This window comes from Rickettsia typhi str. Wilmington, from assembly GCF_000008045.1.
In the GTDB taxonomy this organism is placed as follows: Bacteria; Pseudomonadota; Alphaproteobacteria; order Rickettsiales; family Rickettsiaceae; genus Rickettsia; species Rickettsia typhi.
The window spans coordinates 275746-294794 of record NC_006142.1; the positions used below are offsets into that span (position 1 = coordinate 275746).

Consider the following 19049-nt stretch of genomic DNA (forward strand, 5'->3'; position numbering starts at 1 on the left):
CATTATAAATTCATAAAACAAATGAAATGTTATTGTTAATTACAAATCTTTTGCACAAGGTAGCTAAGAGCACGTACAAGTTTTTTAATATCGGTTCTACTAAAAACATTTTTTATTTATTAATTTTTCCTATTCTACAGAGTTATAACTATATTCTGCTCATTATTTTTTATTAATGGTTCTATATAGAATTTCTTGATATAGGTTGAATACAATAATCTGCGCAATGCAGTGCATATAGATAAACTTAATTGTTCCTAGTATTAGTCTTGATTATTTATTTTATATAAAATTAGTAAATATTTTTATCACTCTATTCTTCATCAGCCTGTGATCAAATCAAGAAATTGTACATTTTTAATATTTTCTTCTATCTTAATATTTCCTTCACTACATAATCTGCTGTTATAAATAATACGACAAATCGCTCGATCATCTTTACATGTCACTGCATAAAAAATATGGAGTATCCATAGTATCTTTGGAATTATAGTATTGTTTGATATAAAGGCGCCGATAAAACTACAAAGTATATGTTTAATTTTGCATTAATCTTTTAATAAGAATTTTTTTATTAAATGATACAGTAAAACAATATGCATGAAACATTAAATAATTTCTTATTATTTAGCTAAGAATAATGCCTTAGATAATCTAAGTTAATAAAAGTTTCTACCGATAAGATCTATACATTTAGGAATAATATTTTAAACCTAAATAGGGAGATTAGTATATAATTATTTATTTTAAACTTACCTTAGACTAAATACTTTTTTATAAAGAACAGAATCACATCCTTAAAGCTTTTTTGCTTTTAGATTGTTCTTGTTCAACTGATTGGGTATGAGATCTCACGTGAGGTATTACAATATCAACTACATGTCCATATCTCACCCCATTTTCAAATAAAATTTGACCACATTTATTAACTTGTGCAACATCCTCTTTAGAGAATTTATTTAAAATAATTTCTGTGATGTCATAAAGGAATTTCCAAGATAATTCTATCTTTTCCTGTAATGTAAGCTTTTTATTTTCTGGTTTTTGACTATTAAGAGCAACATTCTGTGAATCATCAATATTATTCCCTTTAGCAGGTAATATGTTTTTTTTATGTGCTACTATTTTTGTATACATTAACAATATTAATAATAATGCTAAGCAACATATTGCAATTAAAATATTAGTATTAGACACTGTTTGCTCTTCCATGTTGTTGAGTTAAGTTGTGTGTTTTAGATAGCATTATAATCACTGCTTTACCTATATTAACTAACTTAGTTATATCAGGAGCTAGTTTTATAATTGCAAAGACTTGAGGTGGTAATAAGTTACTTTTGATTGCTAGACTTATAACTGTTGCAAGTTGTTTACCTCCTGGTACTACACCTAATATTTTTTTTATGTCGCTTGTAATTGTTGTAGCTTTTTTTGCTGCTTTACATAATGATTCTATTTTGTCACCAAAAGAAGCTTCTGGATCTAATATTTTTAATAATTCTGTTTTAGCTCCATTTATATTATACGAAATAGTATTATTTATAGAGTTTAATTTGTCAATGTTTATATTTTTTGGAATTGCACTTTCAATATTACTTTTTAATTTTGCTATTTTCTCTTCTACTTCATCTTTAGTTTTTGGTATAGTTTTAGCAGCTTTTACAATATTTTCTAATGATACTCTATTATTAGGGTTTTTATTTGCTATTTCAATAATTTTGCGAGCTGATTCCTTTGATATTTCTAAAATTGTAGCAACTGTCGTGGCTTTTTCAAAGCAATTTTTAAGTTGCTTATTATATGTAACATCTCTAATTATTTCTGTTATTTCATTATGCAATCTTGTTATTTTAGGCAATAATTTTTTATAATCGATAAGATTATTTACTTTTTTAAGTGTTTCGCTTATTTGTATAAATATTCCAAGCACCGGTATTTGACTCGCTATAATCATGACTATAATACTTTCTAATGCGTTGATAATTTTTTGAGAAGCTCTAGGATAGAGTGTATCTAATTCTTTTTGAAATTTTAGCACTTGTGCTAAAACGTTCAAACATTTTTCTATAATAATCACATTAAATAAAAAGATATCTCTTGTTTCCAAATGTGCTTGATATGTTCTCTCTAGTTCTTTAGATAAAATAGTTAGAGATTCTTGTAGTGTTATATTAAAAAGTGTTATTATTTTCTCTGTATCGATATTTTCAGTATGCAATAATTCATCTAAAGAATTTTGTAAAATATAAAATAAATTATTTTCTAAATCTGTTACATTTTTTTTTAAAGATTTTGTAAAGACTCCTAATTTTATTAAGAGTCTTTTTAGTGTTGCCTGTTGTGCTATATTGAATCTATGAAAACTGGAAAAATTAATTATATACATAAAATTTATTTTTTATTACGAGATATTTTATTACGAGATAAATTAAGCTTAAAGATTTATAACTATAAAATAAAATGTAAAATAGTTATCATTGCCCTTGAAATTAATTTTTGTTATATTACGTGCTAACATTGCTACAACAATGCACAATATTTTGTTGTGATATTAGGTATCTTATTGAAAGATTAAATTAATCGCACTAACATCGTATCAATTATTCAAAAAATTTATGAGTAAATTAACTACATTTATTACTACATTATTGCTCACTGGTTCTGTTATCGCTGTTGATTTGGAACAAGCTTTAACTGAAGGATATAAGAATAATGAGGAGCTAAAAGCTGCTAGAATTAAGTTTTTGAACGCAATTGAACAGTTGCCTCAAGCTTTCTCAGGGTTTATGCCTAATGTCGGTTTGCAGATTAATAGACAAAATAGTAAAACTAGATATAATAAAAAATATGCTAATAGGCTTGGTATTACTTCACGTGATACAGATAGCACCCAAGGGATATTAACAATTGAACAATCATTATTTAGTGGTGGGGCTAGTATTGCTGCTCTTAAAGCTGCTCAATCAGGATTTAGAGCGTCACGGTCCGAATACTATGCATGCGAGCAAAAAATATTATTAAATTTAATAACTGCGTATCTTGATTGTTTTGAGAGTAAGGAAAAATATGATATCTCTGAAAGTAGGGTACGTACTAATATACAGCAAGTTAAGACTGTTGAAGAGAAATTAAGACTAGGTGAAGCAACGGCAATAGATATAGCTGCTGCAAGGGCAGGGCTTGCAGCAGCAGAAACAAATAAACTAGCTGCTTATGCAGATTTTCAAGGGAAAAAAGCAAATTTTATTAAAGTGTTTGGAATAGAGGCAAATGATATAACTATGCCTGATTTACCTGATAGGTTACCTACTTCGTTAGATGAGTTCACAAGAAAAGCTGCTAAATTAAATCCTGATATTAATTCAGCAAGACATAACGTATCTGTTGCAAAAGCTTTAGAAATGGTGCAGAAAGGAAAATTATTACCGCAAGTAAGTGTAAAGCTGCTATCAGGTAGGACGAATTATAATCCGCAAGAGCCAGTTATTCAAAATATAAACAATAGGATCTATACTACTACTCTTGCAGTAAATATACCTATTTATCCTGAAGGAGGAGCGCAATATTCAAGAATAAGATCAGCTAAAAATCAAACAAGGAATAGTGTAGTCCAGCTTGATAGTGCAATAAAGCAGATAAAAGCGGGCGTTGTTAGCGTGTGGGAAGGATTTGAAACAGCAAAATCTCGTATCGTTGCTGCTAATCAAGGAGTGGAAGCTGCACAAATATCATATAACGGTATAGTGCAAGAGGAAATAGTTGGTTCTAAAACTATACTTGATGTTTTAGATGCTGAACAAAAATTGTATGAAGCAAAAATAACGCGTGTTGATGCTTATAAGAATTCAGTACTTGCTTCATATCAAATGAAATTATTAGCTGGTGAGTTAACTGCTAAAAGTTTAAAACTTAAAGTAAAATATTTTAGTCCTGAAGAAGAGTTTAACAGTCTTAAAAAGAAAATGTTTATAGGTTTCTAAAGTGAGTAAAGAAAATAAAAAGAACCAAGACATGTCTATAGAAGAAATATTAAAATCGATTAAAGGAATAATTAATGAACATAAAAATCCTGTTTATGAAAATTATAGTGCAGATGAAGATATATTAGAGTTAACGGACATAGTTAATCAAGATGAAGAAGAAAAGTTAATATCCACTAAATCTGCTTCAGAGGTAGAGGAAATTTTTAAAAATTTTACTGATACTATTAAAGATAAAAAGCTAAATAATAATTTTTCATCTAAAAATGCACTTGAAGAATTAGTCATTGAGATGTTAAAACCTGAACTTAAAGTGTGGCTTGATAAAAATCTACCTATACTTGTCAAAGAGTTAGTAGAAATTGAAATAAAGAAATTGGTGCAGTATAGTAAGAGAGATGGTAGTAATTACTAACATCATTGCACCCATATATCTTAAACAATGATTGCGAGCAGCCTTAAATGGTGTAACAACTAAGATTGTTTTATGAAATTACTTTGTAATTTTTCTTGTAATTAGGTTTAAGGATTATTATTTAGGCATGATATGTTAAATAAATTATGTGAGATATTATTTTTGATCAATCTATTATTGGTGACAGGGCAAGGTTATGCTTCGCCTCCGCCATTACCACAATCATTACCTATTGTTGCTATAGATACTCCAGATAAGGAAGATAAGGATGTTAGTACTAATTTCAATATTTCTTTTTTTGAGAAATTGAAGCAATTTTTTAGTAAACAAAAAAAGACAAATATATCATCTCAACAGGAAAAGGGACAAACTAAAGCAATACATAAAGAATCACAACAGATCGATCCCAGAGAGCTTAATGAAAATGAACAATCCGAGCCATTTATCGATGTTGGGAGTGTAATATTGCCTAGTGTTGCAAATATTCATAGTAAGTTTGAGTATGAAAATAGTACAAATTTAGCTTCAAATTATAATACACAAGATATGCAAGTTACACAACAAGAGCTTAATTCAACAGAAGCGTCTGAATCTTTTATAGATATTGGTAATACAAAGTTCATTAGTGCAACAAATAATGAAATGTATAAGGAAGCAGTTTTACCTAATGATTATAAAAAGACGAATTTAGATTTTAATATTATCACTCTTAACGTACTGAAGCCTGTCATCCCTACATCTCAAGACATGATGGATGTAGTACCTTTGCAGCAACCAGTGCAAATATATAAACCTACTAATTTGACATCTATTCCTAAGCTATTTAATCACGATACTAATCTTAATAACGTAGAAAAAAACTTAGAATCGACTATGTCTAATATGACTACTATTTCTCCAAATATGCTAAGTGTTCCTACAACACAAGATACTATACCAACTACTCTAAATATAACAGTTCCTACTACTCCTACTACAGAAACGCATGTTAATGTACCATCATCTACAATGATGCATTCAAATAATCATTCTACACAGCCTATAACGACGATTAGCATAAATACACCTGTTGATACTTCGTCTACAGTAGTGACCGCAACAGAGTCTTCTATGGCAATAAATAACTCGCAAGAAAGATTTGTTTCTACTTCAGAGGCTACAAAAAAACAAGATTGGTATACTCCGATTATACCAGTTCTTGTAGTTGATCCCAATAAATCTCGACCTAATTCTTTAGCTTTAGAGAAAAAAATTGATAATGATCAAATTATCAATAATCAAGCGAAATCGTATCCTGTCAGTTCTTCAAATGTTACACTTCAAAAACAAAATGATAAGGTAAACAATGAGACCTCAGAATTAGCAAAAGAATTCGTAAAAAATGAAACGCAAATGTTATTTTTACCTGATGATGATATAGTGCTGGGTAAACTAACAGAGCACGCGACTTTAGAGCAGATGGATATGTATGGATATATCAAGTTGTTTCAAAAAAAAGAAGGGTGGATTGCAAGTATGGGAAAAAGAAAACTTGTAGAGAGTTTTATTAAATATGATATTGATATCAATAAAAATAAAGATATTTATTCTAATCTATCTTATTATAGTGCAGTAGATAATGCATTTAGAGCAGTTGCAAGAAACAACCTTTTTGAGTTACGTGCATTACTTGATGTTTATCCGATATTGCAAGAGAAAAATAGTACCGGTGAGACATTACTCACTGCTGCTATTTATAACGATAATTATTATTTAGCTAAATTTTTGGTTATACGAGGTATTAAAACTTCTGTTCTAAAAAAGGATGAGTGTAAATATCCATTAGATATTGCATCCTCTCAAGGAAATACTAACATAGTTTGCATGTTAATGAAAGCTAAGGGGTATAATTAACGATAAATTTTCATCCTAGTTAACTTGATTCTTAGCAATAAGTCTTACACAATTGTTTTTGGATCATGTTGTAATGATACATGGTCAGAATACAATAATACTAATAATTACTTTAAAGCTTAATTGCTTTTCTATGTCAAATAGTTTAGTTTAGGAGCGTTAATTAATTAACTCTAAATATATGAGTGATTTATTCAGCTTTAATAATAAAGAAAAGAAAAATAAGATAATCTATACTAATTATAGTGCAAAAGATATTGAAGTATTAGATGGTCTTGAGCCTGTGCGTAAAAGACCTGGTATGTATATTGGAGGTACTGATTCAAATGCTATGCATCATTTAGTATCTGAGGTCCTTGATAATGCTATGGATGAAGCAGTAGCCGGCTTTGCAAGTATTATCATGATAAAAATGCATCAAGATCATAGTATTACTATATTTGATAATGGTCGTGGTATCCCTATTGATAATCATCCTAAATTTCCTAATAAATCTGCTTTAGAAGTAATTTTAACTACTCTTCATTCAGGTAGTAAATTCTCAAATAATGTTTATCATACTGCAGGTGGACTACACGGTGTAGGAATATCGGTAGTAAATGCTTTATCTAAACATTTAAAAATAGAGGTTTATCAACAAGGTAAATTATATAGCCAAAGTTATTCTAAAGGAGAAAAATTAACTGATTTAATATCTACAGAAGTATCTAAAAGGCTAAGAGGTACATCAATAAATTTTACTCCCGATCCAGAAATTTTTAGTGAAACATTACATTTTAATCCTAAAAAGATTTATGAGATTGCAAGGTCAAAAGCTTATTTATATCGTGGTGTTTCTATAGAATGGGAATGTGAAGTAGAAGTGCCATCAGATATACCTAAAAAAGCATTAATAAATTTTCCGAACGGTTTAAAAGATTATTTAAGTTCAAAAATATCTTTAGATAATTTAGTTATTCCAGAAATTTTTTCAGGTAATATAGAGTCTACGATGGACGCTATAAAACTTGAATGGGCTATTTGTTGGCAAAATAATGATACATCAGCATTTATGAAATCATATTGTAACACTGTACCTACTCCTCAAGGAGGCACACATGAGCAAGGACTTAAGTCAGCTATTTTACGTGGGCTTAAAGCATACAGTGAAATGATAGGTAATAAAAAATCTGCTAATCTCACTATTGAGGATATTTTTGAAACAGCGAGTGTTGTTCTTTCAGTTTTTATAGTTGAGCCATCTTTTCAAGGTCAAACTAAGGAAAAATTAGTATCAAACGGTGTAAGTAAACTTGTTGAGAATATAATAAAAGATCATTTTGATCACTTCCTTAGTAGTGATAAAGTTTTAGCAACTCATTTACTCGAGCATGTAATTGCTATTTCTGAGTTTAGAAGAAACAAGAAAAACGAAAGAAATATTTCGCGTAAAAATGCCACTCAAAAATTACGTTTACCTGGTAAGCTTGCTGATTGTACGCGTACTTCAGCTGAAGGGACGGAACTATTTATTGTAGAAGGTGATTCAGCAGGAGGTTCTGCAAAACAAGCACGTAATAGAGAAACACAAGCAGTATTACCTTTATGGGGTAAAGTGCTAAATGTTGCGAGTTCTACACTTGAAAAAATCATTAATAATCAAGCAATACAAGATTTAGAAATAGCTCTTGCCTGTGGTAGTTTAAAGAATTATAAAAAAGAAAATTTGCGTTATGAAAAAATAATTATTATGACTGATGCAGATGTTGACGGTGCTCATATAGCTTCGTTATTAATGACTTTCTTTTTTTTACGAATGCCGCAATTAGTAAAAGAAGGGCATTTATATTTAGCTAAGCCTCCACTTTATCGTTTAACGCAGTCTAATAAAATTTATTATGCATGTGATGAAGAGGAAAAAATTAAGTTAACGTATAAATTATCGAAAACTAGTAAAGCTAAAATTGAAGTAGGTAGGTTTAAAGGTCTCGGTGAAATGATGCCGGCACAATTAAAGGAAACTACTATGCATCCAGAAAAAAGATCACTTTTAAAGGTTACTTTAGAAGATGTCCAGAATGTTGATAAAATAGTAGATGATTTGATGGGTAAAAAGCCAGAAAAAAGATTTCAATTTATTTATGAACAGGCTTTAGTTAAAATGGATCAAATTATTAACAAGTTGGATATTTAAAGAAAAATGTTACACCGTTGCTTGACCACTTCATTTCATGGTATAACCTGTACTATAAGATTCTGTGGAGTAGCTAGGATGTGATAAAACACATATATTTGGAGTATTATGTTATTACGTTTTATTATAGCACTATTTTTTAGTATAAATTGTGTAGTAGAAGGAAAAGAAACTGAAAATAAAATATCAAATCAAGAAGCTTATAAGCAATTTCAAGATGTATTTGAACGTATCGAAAAGGATTACGTGCAGGTACCTGATAGGCAAAAAATGATAGATGAAGCAATTAACGGTATGTTAAACTCACTTGATCCTCATTCAAACTATTACACCGATGAAGATTTAGAAGATATTTTTACTTTTACAAAAGGTGAATTTGGTGGTATCGGTGTGGAAATAATGTATGATAGTGGTGCAATTAAGATAATATCGTCTATTGACGATTTGCCAGCTTTTAAAGCAGGGCTTAAAGGTGGTGATTATATAGTAGGAGTGAATGACGAATTAGTCTCTACACTTGGTCCTAATAAAGCTATAAAAGAAATGCGTGGTACACCTGGTACTAAGGTGAGATTGTTGATAATCAAGGAAGAAGAAGCAAAACCACAAGAGCTAGAACTTACTCGTGAAATAGTAAAAATCAAACCGATAAAAGCACATCTAGAAAAAAATAATATCGCATATATACGTATCACGACTTTTAATGAGTCAACAATTTCTGAATTGAAGGCAGCAGTAAAGAAGTTAAAAACTGAAAGCAAAGATAATCTTAAAGGTATAATTCTCGATTTACGTAATAATGCTGGTGGTATACTTGATCAAGCTATTGCCGTTAGTGATTATTTTATTGATTCTGGTGTCATTGTTACAACAAAAGGTAGAACTACGTCAAGTAATAGCGAAACTAAAGCGAATGAGTTTTCGTTAAAAGCACCAAGAGTACCGATGATTGTTTTGATAAATGGTAATTCTGCATCTGCGTCAGAAATAGTTGCTGGAGCTTTGCAAGATCATAAAAGAGCAATAATACTTGGTACTAAATCTTTTGGTAAAGGCTCAGTTCAGGCTTTAACACAAATTAATTCTAGGGCTGCTGTAAAACTAACTATATCTAAATATTATACCCCAAGCGGTCGTTCTATTCAAGCAGAAGGAATAGAGCCTGATATTTTAATTGAGCCGGCAAAAGTTGAGTATCCAGAAGTTAAAAAAATAGATAAGCGTTTTTCAGAAAGTTCTTTAAAAAATTACTTAAAGAATGATAATGAAAAAAATAAAGATAGTAAAAAAGAAACAAAAGCCAAAAATAATAAGCAAGAAGAGAGTGAATTATCGGAATTATATAAAAAAGATTATCAATTTGCTCGTGCTTATGATGTAATTACAGGGTTAATTATTAATATGAATCTTGAGACACAAGAGAACGCTAAACAATGAGATAAGTGGAATGAGATAAGTGGAGATAATAATATTATTCTCGGCTTTAATACATTGATAGATTGTAGTCATAAGCGCTTAGAAAACTGATATATGTAATCTCTCGAATCATACTTTATGATTGCAACAATTCTTTTATTCGTTTGAAATAACGATTTAATATGTACACAATCCAATGCGCAGTTATGATATCAGTTAAGCTAAAAATTAATACTAGGGCTCGTAATGAACCATAATAAGTATATAGTAAGATTGTCATTCATTATATTGTTTCTTAATATTATTATAAATATGCTGTTTTATCGTTATTTTATGATAAAAGAAATGATAATGAAACAAGTAGCTTTGGAACATACTAAAATTGTAGAACTGTACACTGATAATATTTGGAATATTCATAAAAACGTCATCAGTAAATTACATCAATTCGATTATTTAAAATTATTACAAGATCAAGATTTTATTAATTTTGTAAAGATTACTGCTCAATGGTTTACCAATCTTAATATTAATATTTCTCTCTACGATCTCAAAGGTAATAAATTTATTACTAGTAATATGTTACATATGTATAGTGTTGACAATTATAAAAATGATAGTTTAATTGAGATAGTAATAGCAAAAATCGATAAAATTTTTTTAAAATCTTTTACTTCAGAAGCTCCACTGCGCGATGCTTTTAGAGGTATTACAAGTCATATATTACTACCAAAGGTAGTAATAGAAAATGAAAGTGATTTAACAATAGAACACGCTTCTTTTATTACTAGTTATATCCCTGTTATAGATCATAATTTAGATTTTTCTGTAGATGCAGTATTTGAGATTAATACTAATATTACTAGTCAGTGGAAAAATATAACATCTCTTGAACAAAAGGTTTTTATAACATTTATAATTATTTTTATAATATTTTGTACTATAATTATTAGTAATACTAACTATGCTAGACAAATTATCGAGGAGCAGCTTGCAACAAATCGCAATTTAAAAGCTCAAATAGTAAAAGTAGAAAAAACTAGCTCATCCAACACAAAGTTTTTTGCTAATATTAGTCATGAATTACGTACGCCACTTAATGCTATAATAGGTTTTTCAGAGATTCTGATGTCTGAACGAGATACAGAAAAAAGTAAAAATTATATTAAAGATATACATGATGCTGGTAAACATTTGCTTAGTATGATTAATGATATTTTAGATCTTTCTAAAGCTTCTGCTGATAAATTAAAAGTAGATAATATAGATCTTGATTTAAATAAATTAATTAGTTCTTCGCTAATACTGATTAAACCTCGTGCAGATCAAGCGGAAGTAGAGCTAATTAGTAGATTGCCGAAAGAGCATATTGTTATAAATGCTGATCCAAAAAGACTAAAACAAGTGTTATTAAATCTTTTATCAAATGCTGTGAAATTTACAAATACCGGCGGTAGTGTTACTATTGCACTTGAAAAAGACGAGTTAGCAAAATTAGTATATATAAAAGTTATAGATACCGGCATTGGTATTGAGGAAAAAGATATTCCAAAAACTTTATCAGAGTTTGGTCAAATTGATAGTGAACTTAGTCGAAAATATGAGGGTACTGGTCTTGGGTTGCCGCTTACTAAAAAGCTAGTTGAACTTATGAATGGTAAATTTGATTTGCAAAGTCAGATAAATAAAGGTACCACAGTCACAATAACTTTTGTATATGACGGTAGTATTAATTGTTCATGATAGAATTCTTGTATATAATTAAGTATACATTTTAATGTATTATTGAGTATGTAAATTTTACATATCGTAGTTTAGCAGTATGTAACAATATGTCTGTGTAGTTCATGACGATTTATTCCAGATTATGGAAATATAAAAAATTGTGTGGAATATTAAAAAATTTTCACTATTATAAAAAAGTTATAAATTTTTACAAAATATGAAGTTTATCATTTTATTACTAACTTTTTTATTTTCTTTAGGAAAAAGTGAAATCCTTCAAGGAAGGCCTTTAAAATATGCAGTAAATAATGATTTTGAAAATAGACTAGATGAACAAGAACAAGCAATAAGAAAGCTAATCAGTGAAGTTGAGATTTTACAACATAAAATTGATCTGCTAAAGCAGAACTTAAATATGCCGAATCAAGAAGAAAATATTGAAGTTTTAGAAACGCATAATTTAAACAAACAAGATATTTTTGATATAGCTTTACTTAAAGATATTCATGACAATACACCTAAAAAAAACTTTGACGTGAATAAGGATATCGCTCCATATAAACAAGCTTATGATTTAGCGCTTGCTGCTTATAAAGATAATAAACTGACTGAAGCAAAAGATAAATTTAAAAATTTTATCCAAAAATATCCTAATAGTCCGCTAATTAGTAATGCGTATTTTTGGTATGCGGAATGTTTTTTTAAACAAAAAGACTATAATGGAGCAGCAATTAACTATTTAAAATGTTATCAAGAGTCACCGAAAGGTGCAAAATCTTCTGATGGGTTATTGAAGTTAGCACTGTCCTTAGGTGAGCTAAAAAAAATGCAGGAAGCATGTAATGTGCTTGTTACGCTTGATAAGGAATTTCCAATTCATAGAACTTCTGTATCTAAAAAAATGGCAGAAGATGCCAAGATCAAATTTGGCTGTAAAAATAAATAAAAATAATAAAATATGACAGATATTTTAGATGAAGTACTGAGTGATCAAAATGAAGAAAAAAGGTTAATTTTTTTCAAAAAGCTTGTACTGATTATAATAATCATTTCTATAGTAGCTATTACTATAATGGTTATTATTAATAATAATAAAGATAACAGAATTAAAAATAATAAAAAAAATGGCGATATCCTTGTTAAGACTATTGGTTTGGACACAACAAAAGCTAATAACGAATTAGCTTTTAATACTTTAGAGAATTTAGTTACTAGTAGTAATACTAAAATAAAAGAAATAGCTGCATTAGAACAAGTAGCGCTAAAGATATCAGAAAAAAAATATTTAGAAGCAAAAGAGCTTCTTAATAAAATTATTGAAAATAAAGAATATTCCGAAATTTCTACTTCTTATGCACGAATTTCATGGTGCTGTATTGTTCTTGATGATCAAAATCTTGATATTCAAGATAAGGAAAAATTGCAAAAATATTTAGACTATTTTGATGATGAGAAAAAACCGTTTTGGGCTACAGCAACTATTATAAAATCTATTTTGGATATTAAGCATAATATGAAAACGCAAGCAGAGAAAAATCTAAAAAATTTATTAGCTTCGAATAATGTATCGGATTTGTTAAAAGATCAAGCTAAAGCATTGCTTGTAAATTTAAGTAAATAATGATTTGCACTTCAGGACAGACAAATATGGAAAAAAAAATAGTACTTCTATTATTACCGTTTATTTTAATTTCGTGTAACGGGCTTGGATCGAAAAGGGTAAAAAATATTGTTGAGTTGACTCCTAAATTAGAAATTCAGACTAATGAACCTATATATTTAGATTCTAATGCAAAGGTATATCAATTTAATGTAAATATGCTGAAGAATAAACAATATAGTTTCGCTAAAAGTAAAATAATTACTGAGCCAGTTTTTATAGGCGATATGATTTATGTATTGGATATTAGATCTAATATTTCTGCATTTTCTATAGAGAAAAATAAGGTTATTTGGTCTTATAATTTAAGTAAACATAAAAAAGATAATTATATAGGTGGAGGAATTTTATACCATAATGGTAAATTGTACATAACATACGGTGCAAGGTTATTAATAGTACTAGATGCAAAATCAGGTTATGAAATTATTAGAAAAGAACTTCCAGATATTATTAGAATTAAGCCTATTGCGCTAAATAATAATACTATTTTAGTGCAAACTATCAGTAATCAAACTATTGCTTTAGATTCAGCAACTTTAAAAACGTTATGGGATCATGAAAGCATTGCAGAAATTTTATCGGCTAGTTATTCTATGATTCCGATAGTACAGCATGACAATGTAATAGTAACTTATAACACAGGTCAAGTAATTGCATTAAATATCAAAAACGGTGAAGTAAGATGGAGTTTTGAATTTACAAATCTTAATGATCATACAGCTATACCGAATTTTGATGCAGCAAGTATTTTATGTGCCCCTGTTCATGATAATATGAACCTGTATATAGCAACCGGTCTTGGTAAGCTTATTAAGCTTAATTTACTAACAGGTAGTGTGTTGTGGCAGATAAATGCTGATGATATTCAATCAATGGCTTTAATTGGTAATAACTTATTTATAATAAATAATGCTAGACAAATAGCAGCATTGAATCCTGAAACAGGGCAAGTACAGTTTGTAGCTGATTTAAACTATGAGAAAGATGATAAGAGACTAAAACCTACTACTTTTTTAGTGCCTTTTGTAGGAGTTGATAATAATAATCAGCAAAGTTTAAATGTCATTTCTGTTAATGGTATTTTATATAGTTTCAACATTGATAATAATGTATTAAAAATGAATCCCAATATTATCCAAATTATGAAAAATATTCGTTATTATGGACTAAGATCAAATAATACTTTATATTTTTCTACCGATAGAAAAGTAATATTCGGCAGTAAAATAAATATGCATCGGTAGATGCAGTTTAATTTAAAAAAGCGTTAGCTTAGAATATGAGTGGTGAGTATGGATGAATACATACACATACGCCTAGAGTATTTGTAGTATGAGATAGTAAATTTCAAATAAACGAGATATTTAACTTGACAAATAGCTGGTATTAATGCTATTTAAGTGTTTTTTAATTCTTTAATTTTTAATTAAATAGAGACTGTTGTGAAAACTTATTCAGCAAAACCATCGGAAATTGAAAAGAAATGGTGGGTCATTGATGCAAAAAATATTGTACTAGGGCGCCTTGCTAGCAGAGTTGCTATTATGCTACGAGGCAAACATAAACCTAGCTTTACACCTCATTTAGATTGTGGTGATAATATAATTATAATAAATGCAGAACATATAAAATTAACAGGTAAAAAACTGAATCATAAAGATGGGAAAGTATATTATCGACATACAGGATTTCCAGGTGGAATAAAAGATACTACAGCAGGTAAAATCTTAAGTGGTAAATATCCTGAGAGAGTTATTAAAATGGCTGTAAAAAGAATGATTACAAGAAATGTTTTAGGTGCGAAGCAAATGAGTAATTTATATGTTTATGCAAATTGTGAACATCCACATATGGCACAGCAGCCCACTGTTTATGATTTTGCTAGCAAAAATCCAAAAAATAAAAAGTAATAGAGTATGACCGAGTTGAAAATTAAAACAGAAAAAGTAGTCAAGCAGTTAACTAAAGAATCTTTAAAACCAGTGTTAAAAGTTCCTAAAGCAAAAATAGATAATGCAAGTCAGTTTTATGCAACAGGTAAAAGGAAAAATGCTATAGCACGAGTATGGCTTAAAGTAGGCAAAGGAAAAATAGTTGTTAATAATAAAATACTAAATCAGTATTTTCCTTCTGAAACTTATATAAAAACTATATTACAACCATTTCTTTTAACAAAAACTATTGATCAGTATGATGTAATTTGTACTGTTAGAGGTGGAGGTATTTCAGGACAAAAAGGTGCTATTTTACATGGAATTTCTAAAGCTTTGGATAAATCTGCTCCATGTTTTCATGCTATTTTGCGTAAAGGTGGTCTTTTAACACGTGATTCCAGGGTAGTAGAGCGTAAGAAATACGGACAACGTAAAGCACGTAAGAAAACACAATTCTCTAAACGTTAAAATTACTATTTTAAAACAAAATATCAACATTCTATGGCGGGGTAGCTCAGCTGGTTAGAGCAACGGAATCATAATCCGTGTGTCGTGGGTTCAAATCCCTCTCCCGCTACCATGCATTCGTCTTTTTGTCAATTCTATAATTAGTACACTTGAATAGTTTTAAAAGAATATATCCATATTATAGGGTTTTTAGCGGTTATTCGCTAAATCACGATGATATGCTATTGTTTATTTTCAGTATTTAGTCATAGTAAAACAATTAAAATACTAGCATTTTAGGTATTTGAGGATAAGTTACAATATCTCTTTAATTTCACAATATTAAATCTATTAGACATAGAAATGCAGTGTATTCAAATCTATATAAGGATTCAAGTGCTGCATTACATTTAGAAAGATGTTATGCAAGAAGTCTTTAATAAACTCATAATACTATAGACTTGTTAATATCAATTTCACAAAAAAGTGAAGAATAGTCTCAAAATTATTAGGAGAAATTTTAGGGACTAGTTGTTATATCATATTTAGATGAACATTATAATAGTGAATAAATTGATAATAATAAATAAGTGAGAAAATGTGAGCTGCTTGACTGTAGTTGCTTGAAGTATTATCTGAAATCATTTTAGATAAAATGAAGCTATAGAATTTGCAACTATAAAGTAGGATAGTGTAATCATTCATTCTTTGTTGTAGTAAGTGCTGTGGGGATGCAATTAATAATCTCAAAGAAAGCAACTTTAATATTAGATATTAAGTATAATAATAGCACAAATCACACAATGATCATATTGCTTCAATGAACTAAATTATAACAATTATATTGATAATAAGATATATGATATACACATAATGTTATGCTAAATTAGCATATTAAATTTTATCAAAAATTTAATCTTAGCAATAACAAAGCATTGTGATTGTATAAATCAGGTATATTCTTGATATTTAAAAATGTTTTATAATCTGATAATACTTTGATACATATTGTTAATAAATCTAGATTGGTGTTATATTTAAAGATTAAAATCATGATTTTTAATGCAGTAAGAGCTCACATTGATAAAGTTATTGTGTAACAAAAACAAATCCTATTATTGTATTATAAACTTGTTTCATCAAAAGAGATTCTATTGATATATCTATAATATGCATTTACTGCCTATATAATAGGTAAAAATAATTACAACATAATAAAGTATGTTAGTACATATCATTCATCTAGTTGTGATATTAGTTTATTGTTTAGCGGAATACCTCAACTGTTTATTTAATGCTATCAATGAATTAATTGAATAAAACATTGTTGCTGCAAGTATTATAATTTTAACAATAATTATCTTAGGCATAAGAGATATCACGAATATTAATAATATGTAGCACTAAACATATATCTAGCTAGGTCAAATAGATAATTAAAAGGCGATTAAATATAGTAAATTAAACCTAATTCAATTTTATTGCATATATCAGTTTTTACTGAATTAATGATTCAAATTCTTTTACAACTGCTTGATAAAGTTTGCGTTTGAAAGGAATTATAATAGATAATAGCTCGTCAAGTGATGTCCAACGCCATTGATCAAATTCTGGATTAGATGTATGTATATTAATATCTTTATTATTTCCTGTAAACCTAATTAAAAACCAGCGTTGTTTTTGTCCACGAAAATTACCGTTCCATAATTTAGGTATTAAAAAGCTTGGTACATCATAACTATACCAGCATTTGCTTTCCGCAATAATATAGCCTTTATTGCTTCCTATTTCTTCTAACATTTCACGCATTGCTGCAATACTCGGTGTTTCACCTGGAACTATCCCACCTTGAGGCATTTGCCATGCAGATATTTTTGTATCTATTCTTTTCCCGACAAATATTTGGTTATCAGCATTTAATATCATCATGCCTACACCTGGTCTATATGGTAAATCAAGATATTTATTAGAAGAATTCTTCATTATTTTTACTTTTAAAAATCAAAGAAAATTTATAATTGTACTACTTTATTTTTTCCAGTTGTTTTAGCTTTATACATTGCTTTGTCAGCACGTTTAATGATCGATTCTATCGATTCTTCTTTTTTATATTCCGTTACTCCTATTGAAATAGTTTTTTTTAACGGTTCAATTTGACCTTCAATATAAAAATCCATATATTCTATTTTTACTCTAATTCTTTCCGCAGTTTCAATTGCTTTAGAAATATCTATATCTGTTAAAAGTATAGTAAATTCTTCACCACCGAACCTTGCTATTAAGTCTGTTACTCTGAGAGTATTTTTCAAAATACGTGATACAATTGTTAAAACCTTATCTCCTGCTTGATGACCGTAAGTATCGTTTACATGTTTAAAATTGTCTATATCACACATCAGTAAATATAATTTAATATTTTCTTTATTAGCTTTCTCAATCATTTGTTTGAGATGTATATCAAAATAACGACGATTAAATAAACCTGTTAGACCATCTTTAGCTGCTAAATTAACACTTTGTTCAAGATCATTACGTAAATTATCTTGATATTGTTTACGCCTTAATTGTGTTCTAATCCTAGCCAGTAATTCATTTTCTTCTATAGGATAAATGAAATAATCATTAATGCCGAGTTCAATACCTTTTACAACTAAAGGCATTCCATCTTCATCAATTTGTAAAATTATTACCACGCCACTTATTTCTGCTTTACCTCTTAAAATAACACTGATTCTTAAAGGATCTTCATTTTCAAGTGTACTGCTGATAATGACTAAATCTGGTGTATATTCATTTATAATATCTAATTCATCTGAATTACTTATTACCTTTACGTACTTGGTAAGTTTAACTAGAATTTGTTTTATATTTTTAGCTTGTACTACATCATCATTAATGAGTAATATTTTTTTATCTGTCAAATTGTCATGAATTTCGATATTTGTTACGCCTAATAATGCATTAGTACTATTACGAAGTTTTAACTCATCAATTAAGCTTTTCATTCTAGATAGTGATTTCAGTCTTACAAATAAAGCAGTATCATTAATAGGCTTTATTAAAAATTCATCAGCTCCTGCTTCAAGACCTTTTACTCGATCATCAATATCAGAAAGTGCAGTGATCATTACAACAGGTATATGAGTAGTGCCTGGATCTGTTTTGATTATTTTACATACCTCAAATCCATCCATTTCCGGCATCATAACATCAAGGAGTATAGTATCGATTTTCTCCTTTTTAAGAATTGATAATGCTTCTTTTCCGCTATTTGCAGTAAGAACTGTATAGTACTCTTTTAAAAGTTTTGCTGTTAGTAACTTAATGTTGGTTTCTATATCGTCTACTACTAATATTGTGGTCATAAGATTAAATTCTTGTATTTAAAGGAAATAATTTGTAT

The 19049-nt window shown here is 28.7% G+C and carries 15 protein-coding genes and 1 tRNA gene; 12 read left to right on the forward strand and 4 right to left on the reverse strand.

Features of this window, described 5'->3' with window-relative positions:
• Window positions 1-789 precede the first annotated feature (789 nt).
• Window positions 790-1212: a DUF2660 domain-containing protein gene (locus RT_RS01065; RefSeq protein ID WP_014419412.1), complete on the reverse strand. Its 423-nt coding sequence runs from the start codon at window positions 1210-1212 to the stop codon at window positions 790-792.
• Entirely contained in the window at window positions 1190-2386 is a 1197-nt protein-coding gene (locus RT_RS01070) for a hypothetical protein (RefSeq protein WP_011190683.1), read from the reverse strand. The genes RT_RS01065 and RT_RS01070 overlap by 23 nt, the downstream gene beginning before the upstream one ends.
• 229 nt (window positions 2387-2615) lie before the next feature.
• On the opposite strand from RT_RS01070, the gene RT_RS01075 reads away from it, so the two are divergent.
• From RT_RS01075 to RT_RS01130, 12 genes are all read left to right on the forward strand, one after another.
• Window positions 2616-3980: a TolC family protein gene (locus RT_RS01075; protein ID WP_011190684.1), complete on the forward strand. Its 1365-nt coding sequence runs from the start codon at window positions 2616-2618 to the stop codon at window positions 3978-3980.
• Between the two features lies 1 nt (window position 3981).
• Window positions 3982-4395 carry a DUF2497 domain-containing protein gene (locus RT_RS01080; RefSeq protein ID WP_011190685.1) on the forward strand — a complete coding sequence of 138 codons (414 nt, stop codon included), beginning with the start codon at window positions 3982-3984 and terminating at the stop codon, window positions 4393-4395.
• 132 nt (window positions 4396-4527) lie between these two features.
• Complete coding sequence (locus tag RT_RS01085; protein ID WP_011190686.1) at window positions 4528-6288, forward strand: ankyrin repeat domain-containing protein; 1761 nt, start codon at window positions 4528-4530, stop codon at window positions 6286-6288.
• 181 nt (window positions 6289-6469) lie between these two features.
• Window positions 6470-8461: a DNA topoisomerase IV subunit B gene (gene parE, locus RT_RS01090; protein ID WP_011190687.1), complete on the forward strand. Its 1992-nt coding sequence runs from the start codon at window positions 6470-6472 to the stop codon at window positions 8459-8461.
• Window positions 8462-8569: 108 nt separating this feature from the next.
• Complete coding sequence (locus tag RT_RS01095) at window positions 8570-9898, forward strand: S41 family peptidase (protein WP_011190688.1); 1329 nt, start codon at window positions 8570-8572, stop codon at window positions 9896-9898.
• Between the two features lie 225 nt (window positions 9899-10123).
• A complete protein-coding gene (locus RT_RS01100) occupies window positions 10124-11620 on the forward strand; it encodes a sensor histidine kinase (protein ID WP_011190689.1) in 1497 nt (498 codons plus the stop codon).
• Between the two features lie 199 nt (window positions 11621-11819).
• Window positions 11820-12548: a tol-pal system protein YbgF gene (gene ybgF, locus RT_RS01105; protein ID WP_011190690.1), complete on the forward strand. Its 729-nt coding sequence runs from the start codon at window positions 11820-11822 to the stop codon at window positions 12546-12548.
• A 12-nt stretch (window positions 12549-12560) separates the two neighbouring features.
• Complete coding sequence (locus RT_RS01110; protein WP_011190691.1) at window positions 12561-13223, forward strand: DUF2659 family protein; 663 nt, start codon at window positions 12561-12563, stop codon at window positions 13221-13223.
• Between the two features lie 26 nt (window positions 13224-13249).
• Complete coding sequence (locus RT_RS01115) at window positions 13250-14509, forward strand: PQQ-binding-like beta-propeller repeat protein (RefSeq protein ID WP_014419415.1); 1260 nt, start codon at window positions 13250-13252, stop codon at window positions 14507-14509.
• Between the two features lie 198 nt (window positions 14510-14707).
• Complete coding sequence (gene rplM, locus RT_RS01120; RefSeq protein WP_011190693.1) at window positions 14708-15175, forward strand: 50S ribosomal protein L13; 468 nt, start codon at window positions 14708-14710, stop codon at window positions 15173-15175.
• A gap of 6 nt (window positions 15176-15181) precedes the next feature.
• Complete coding sequence (gene rpsI, locus RT_RS01125) at window positions 15182-15667, forward strand: 30S ribosomal protein S9 (RefSeq protein WP_011190694.1); 486 nt, start codon at window positions 15182-15184, stop codon at window positions 15665-15667.
• Window positions 15668-15702: 35 nt separating this feature from the next.
• Window positions 15703-15779: transfer RNA gene (locus tag RT_RS01130), tRNA-Met, on the forward strand.
• Window positions 15780-17143: 1364 nt separating this feature from the next.
• Here RT_RS01130 and RT_RS01135 read toward each other — a convergent pair.
• Together RT_RS01135 and RT_RS01140 are read right to left on the reverse strand one after the other, a co-directional pair.
• Window positions 17144-17629 (reverse strand): RNA pyrophosphohydrolase, encoded by a 486-nt coding sequence (locus tag RT_RS01135; protein ID WP_011190695.1) that lies wholly within the window; start codon window positions 17627-17629, stop codon window positions 17144-17146.
• A gap of 29 nt (window positions 17630-17658) precedes the next feature.
• Window positions 17659-19011: a PleD family two-component system response regulator gene (locus RT_RS01140; RefSeq protein WP_011190696.1), complete on the reverse strand. Its 1353-nt coding sequence runs from the start codon at window positions 19009-19011 to the stop codon at window positions 17659-17661.
• Between the last annotated feature and the right edge of the window lie 38 nt (window positions 19012-19049).

Bases quoted from the DNA above. Each gene is read 5' to 3' on its own strand.
- RT_RS01065 (WP_014419412.1), bottom strand. From the start codon at position 1,212: ATGGAAGAGCAAACAGTGTCTAATACTAATATTTTAATTGCAATATGT.
- rpsI (WP_011190694.1), top strand. From the start codon at position 15,182: ATGACCGAGTTGAAAATTAAAACAGAAAAAGTAGTCAAGCAGTTAACT.
- ybgF (WP_011190690.1), top strand. From the start codon at position 11,820: ATGAAGTTTATCATTTTATTACTAACTTTTTTATTTTCTTTAGGAAAA.
- RT_RS01070 (WP_011190683.1), bottom strand. From the start codon at position 2,386: ATGTATATAATTAATTTTTCCAGTTTTCATAGATTCAATATAGCACAA.
- RT_RS01110 (WP_011190691.1), top strand. From the start codon at position 12,561: ATGACAGATATTTTAGATGAAGTACTGAGTGATCAAAATGAAGAAAAA.
- RT_RS01140 (WP_011190696.1), bottom strand. From the start codon at position 19,011: ATGACCACAATATTAGTAGTAGACGATATAGAAACCAACATTAAGTTA.
- RT_RS01100 (WP_011190689.1), top strand. From the start codon at position 10,124: ATGAACCATAATAAGTATATAGTAAGATTGTCATTCATTATATTGTTT.
- RT_RS01085 (WP_011190686.1), top strand. From the start codon at position 4,528: ATGTTAAATAAATTATGTGAGATATTATTTTTGATCAATCTATTATTG.
- RT_RS01135 (WP_011190695.1), bottom strand. From the start codon at position 17,629: ATGAAGAATTCTTCTAATAAATATCTTGATTTACCATATAGACCAGGT.
- RT_RS01115 (WP_014419415.1), top strand. From the start codon at position 13,250: ATGGAAAAAAAAATAGTACTTCTATTATTACCGTTTATTTTAATTTCG.
- RT_RS01095 (WP_011190688.1), top strand. From the start codon at position 8,570: ATGTTATTACGTTTTATTATAGCACTATTTTTTAGTATAAATTGTGTA.
- parE (WP_011190687.1), top strand. From the start codon at position 6,470: ATGAGTGATTTATTCAGCTTTAATAATAAAGAAAAGAAAAATAAGATA.
- RT_RS01075 (WP_011190684.1), top strand. From the start codon at position 2,616: ATGAGTAAATTAACTACATTTATTACTACATTATTGCTCACTGGTTCT.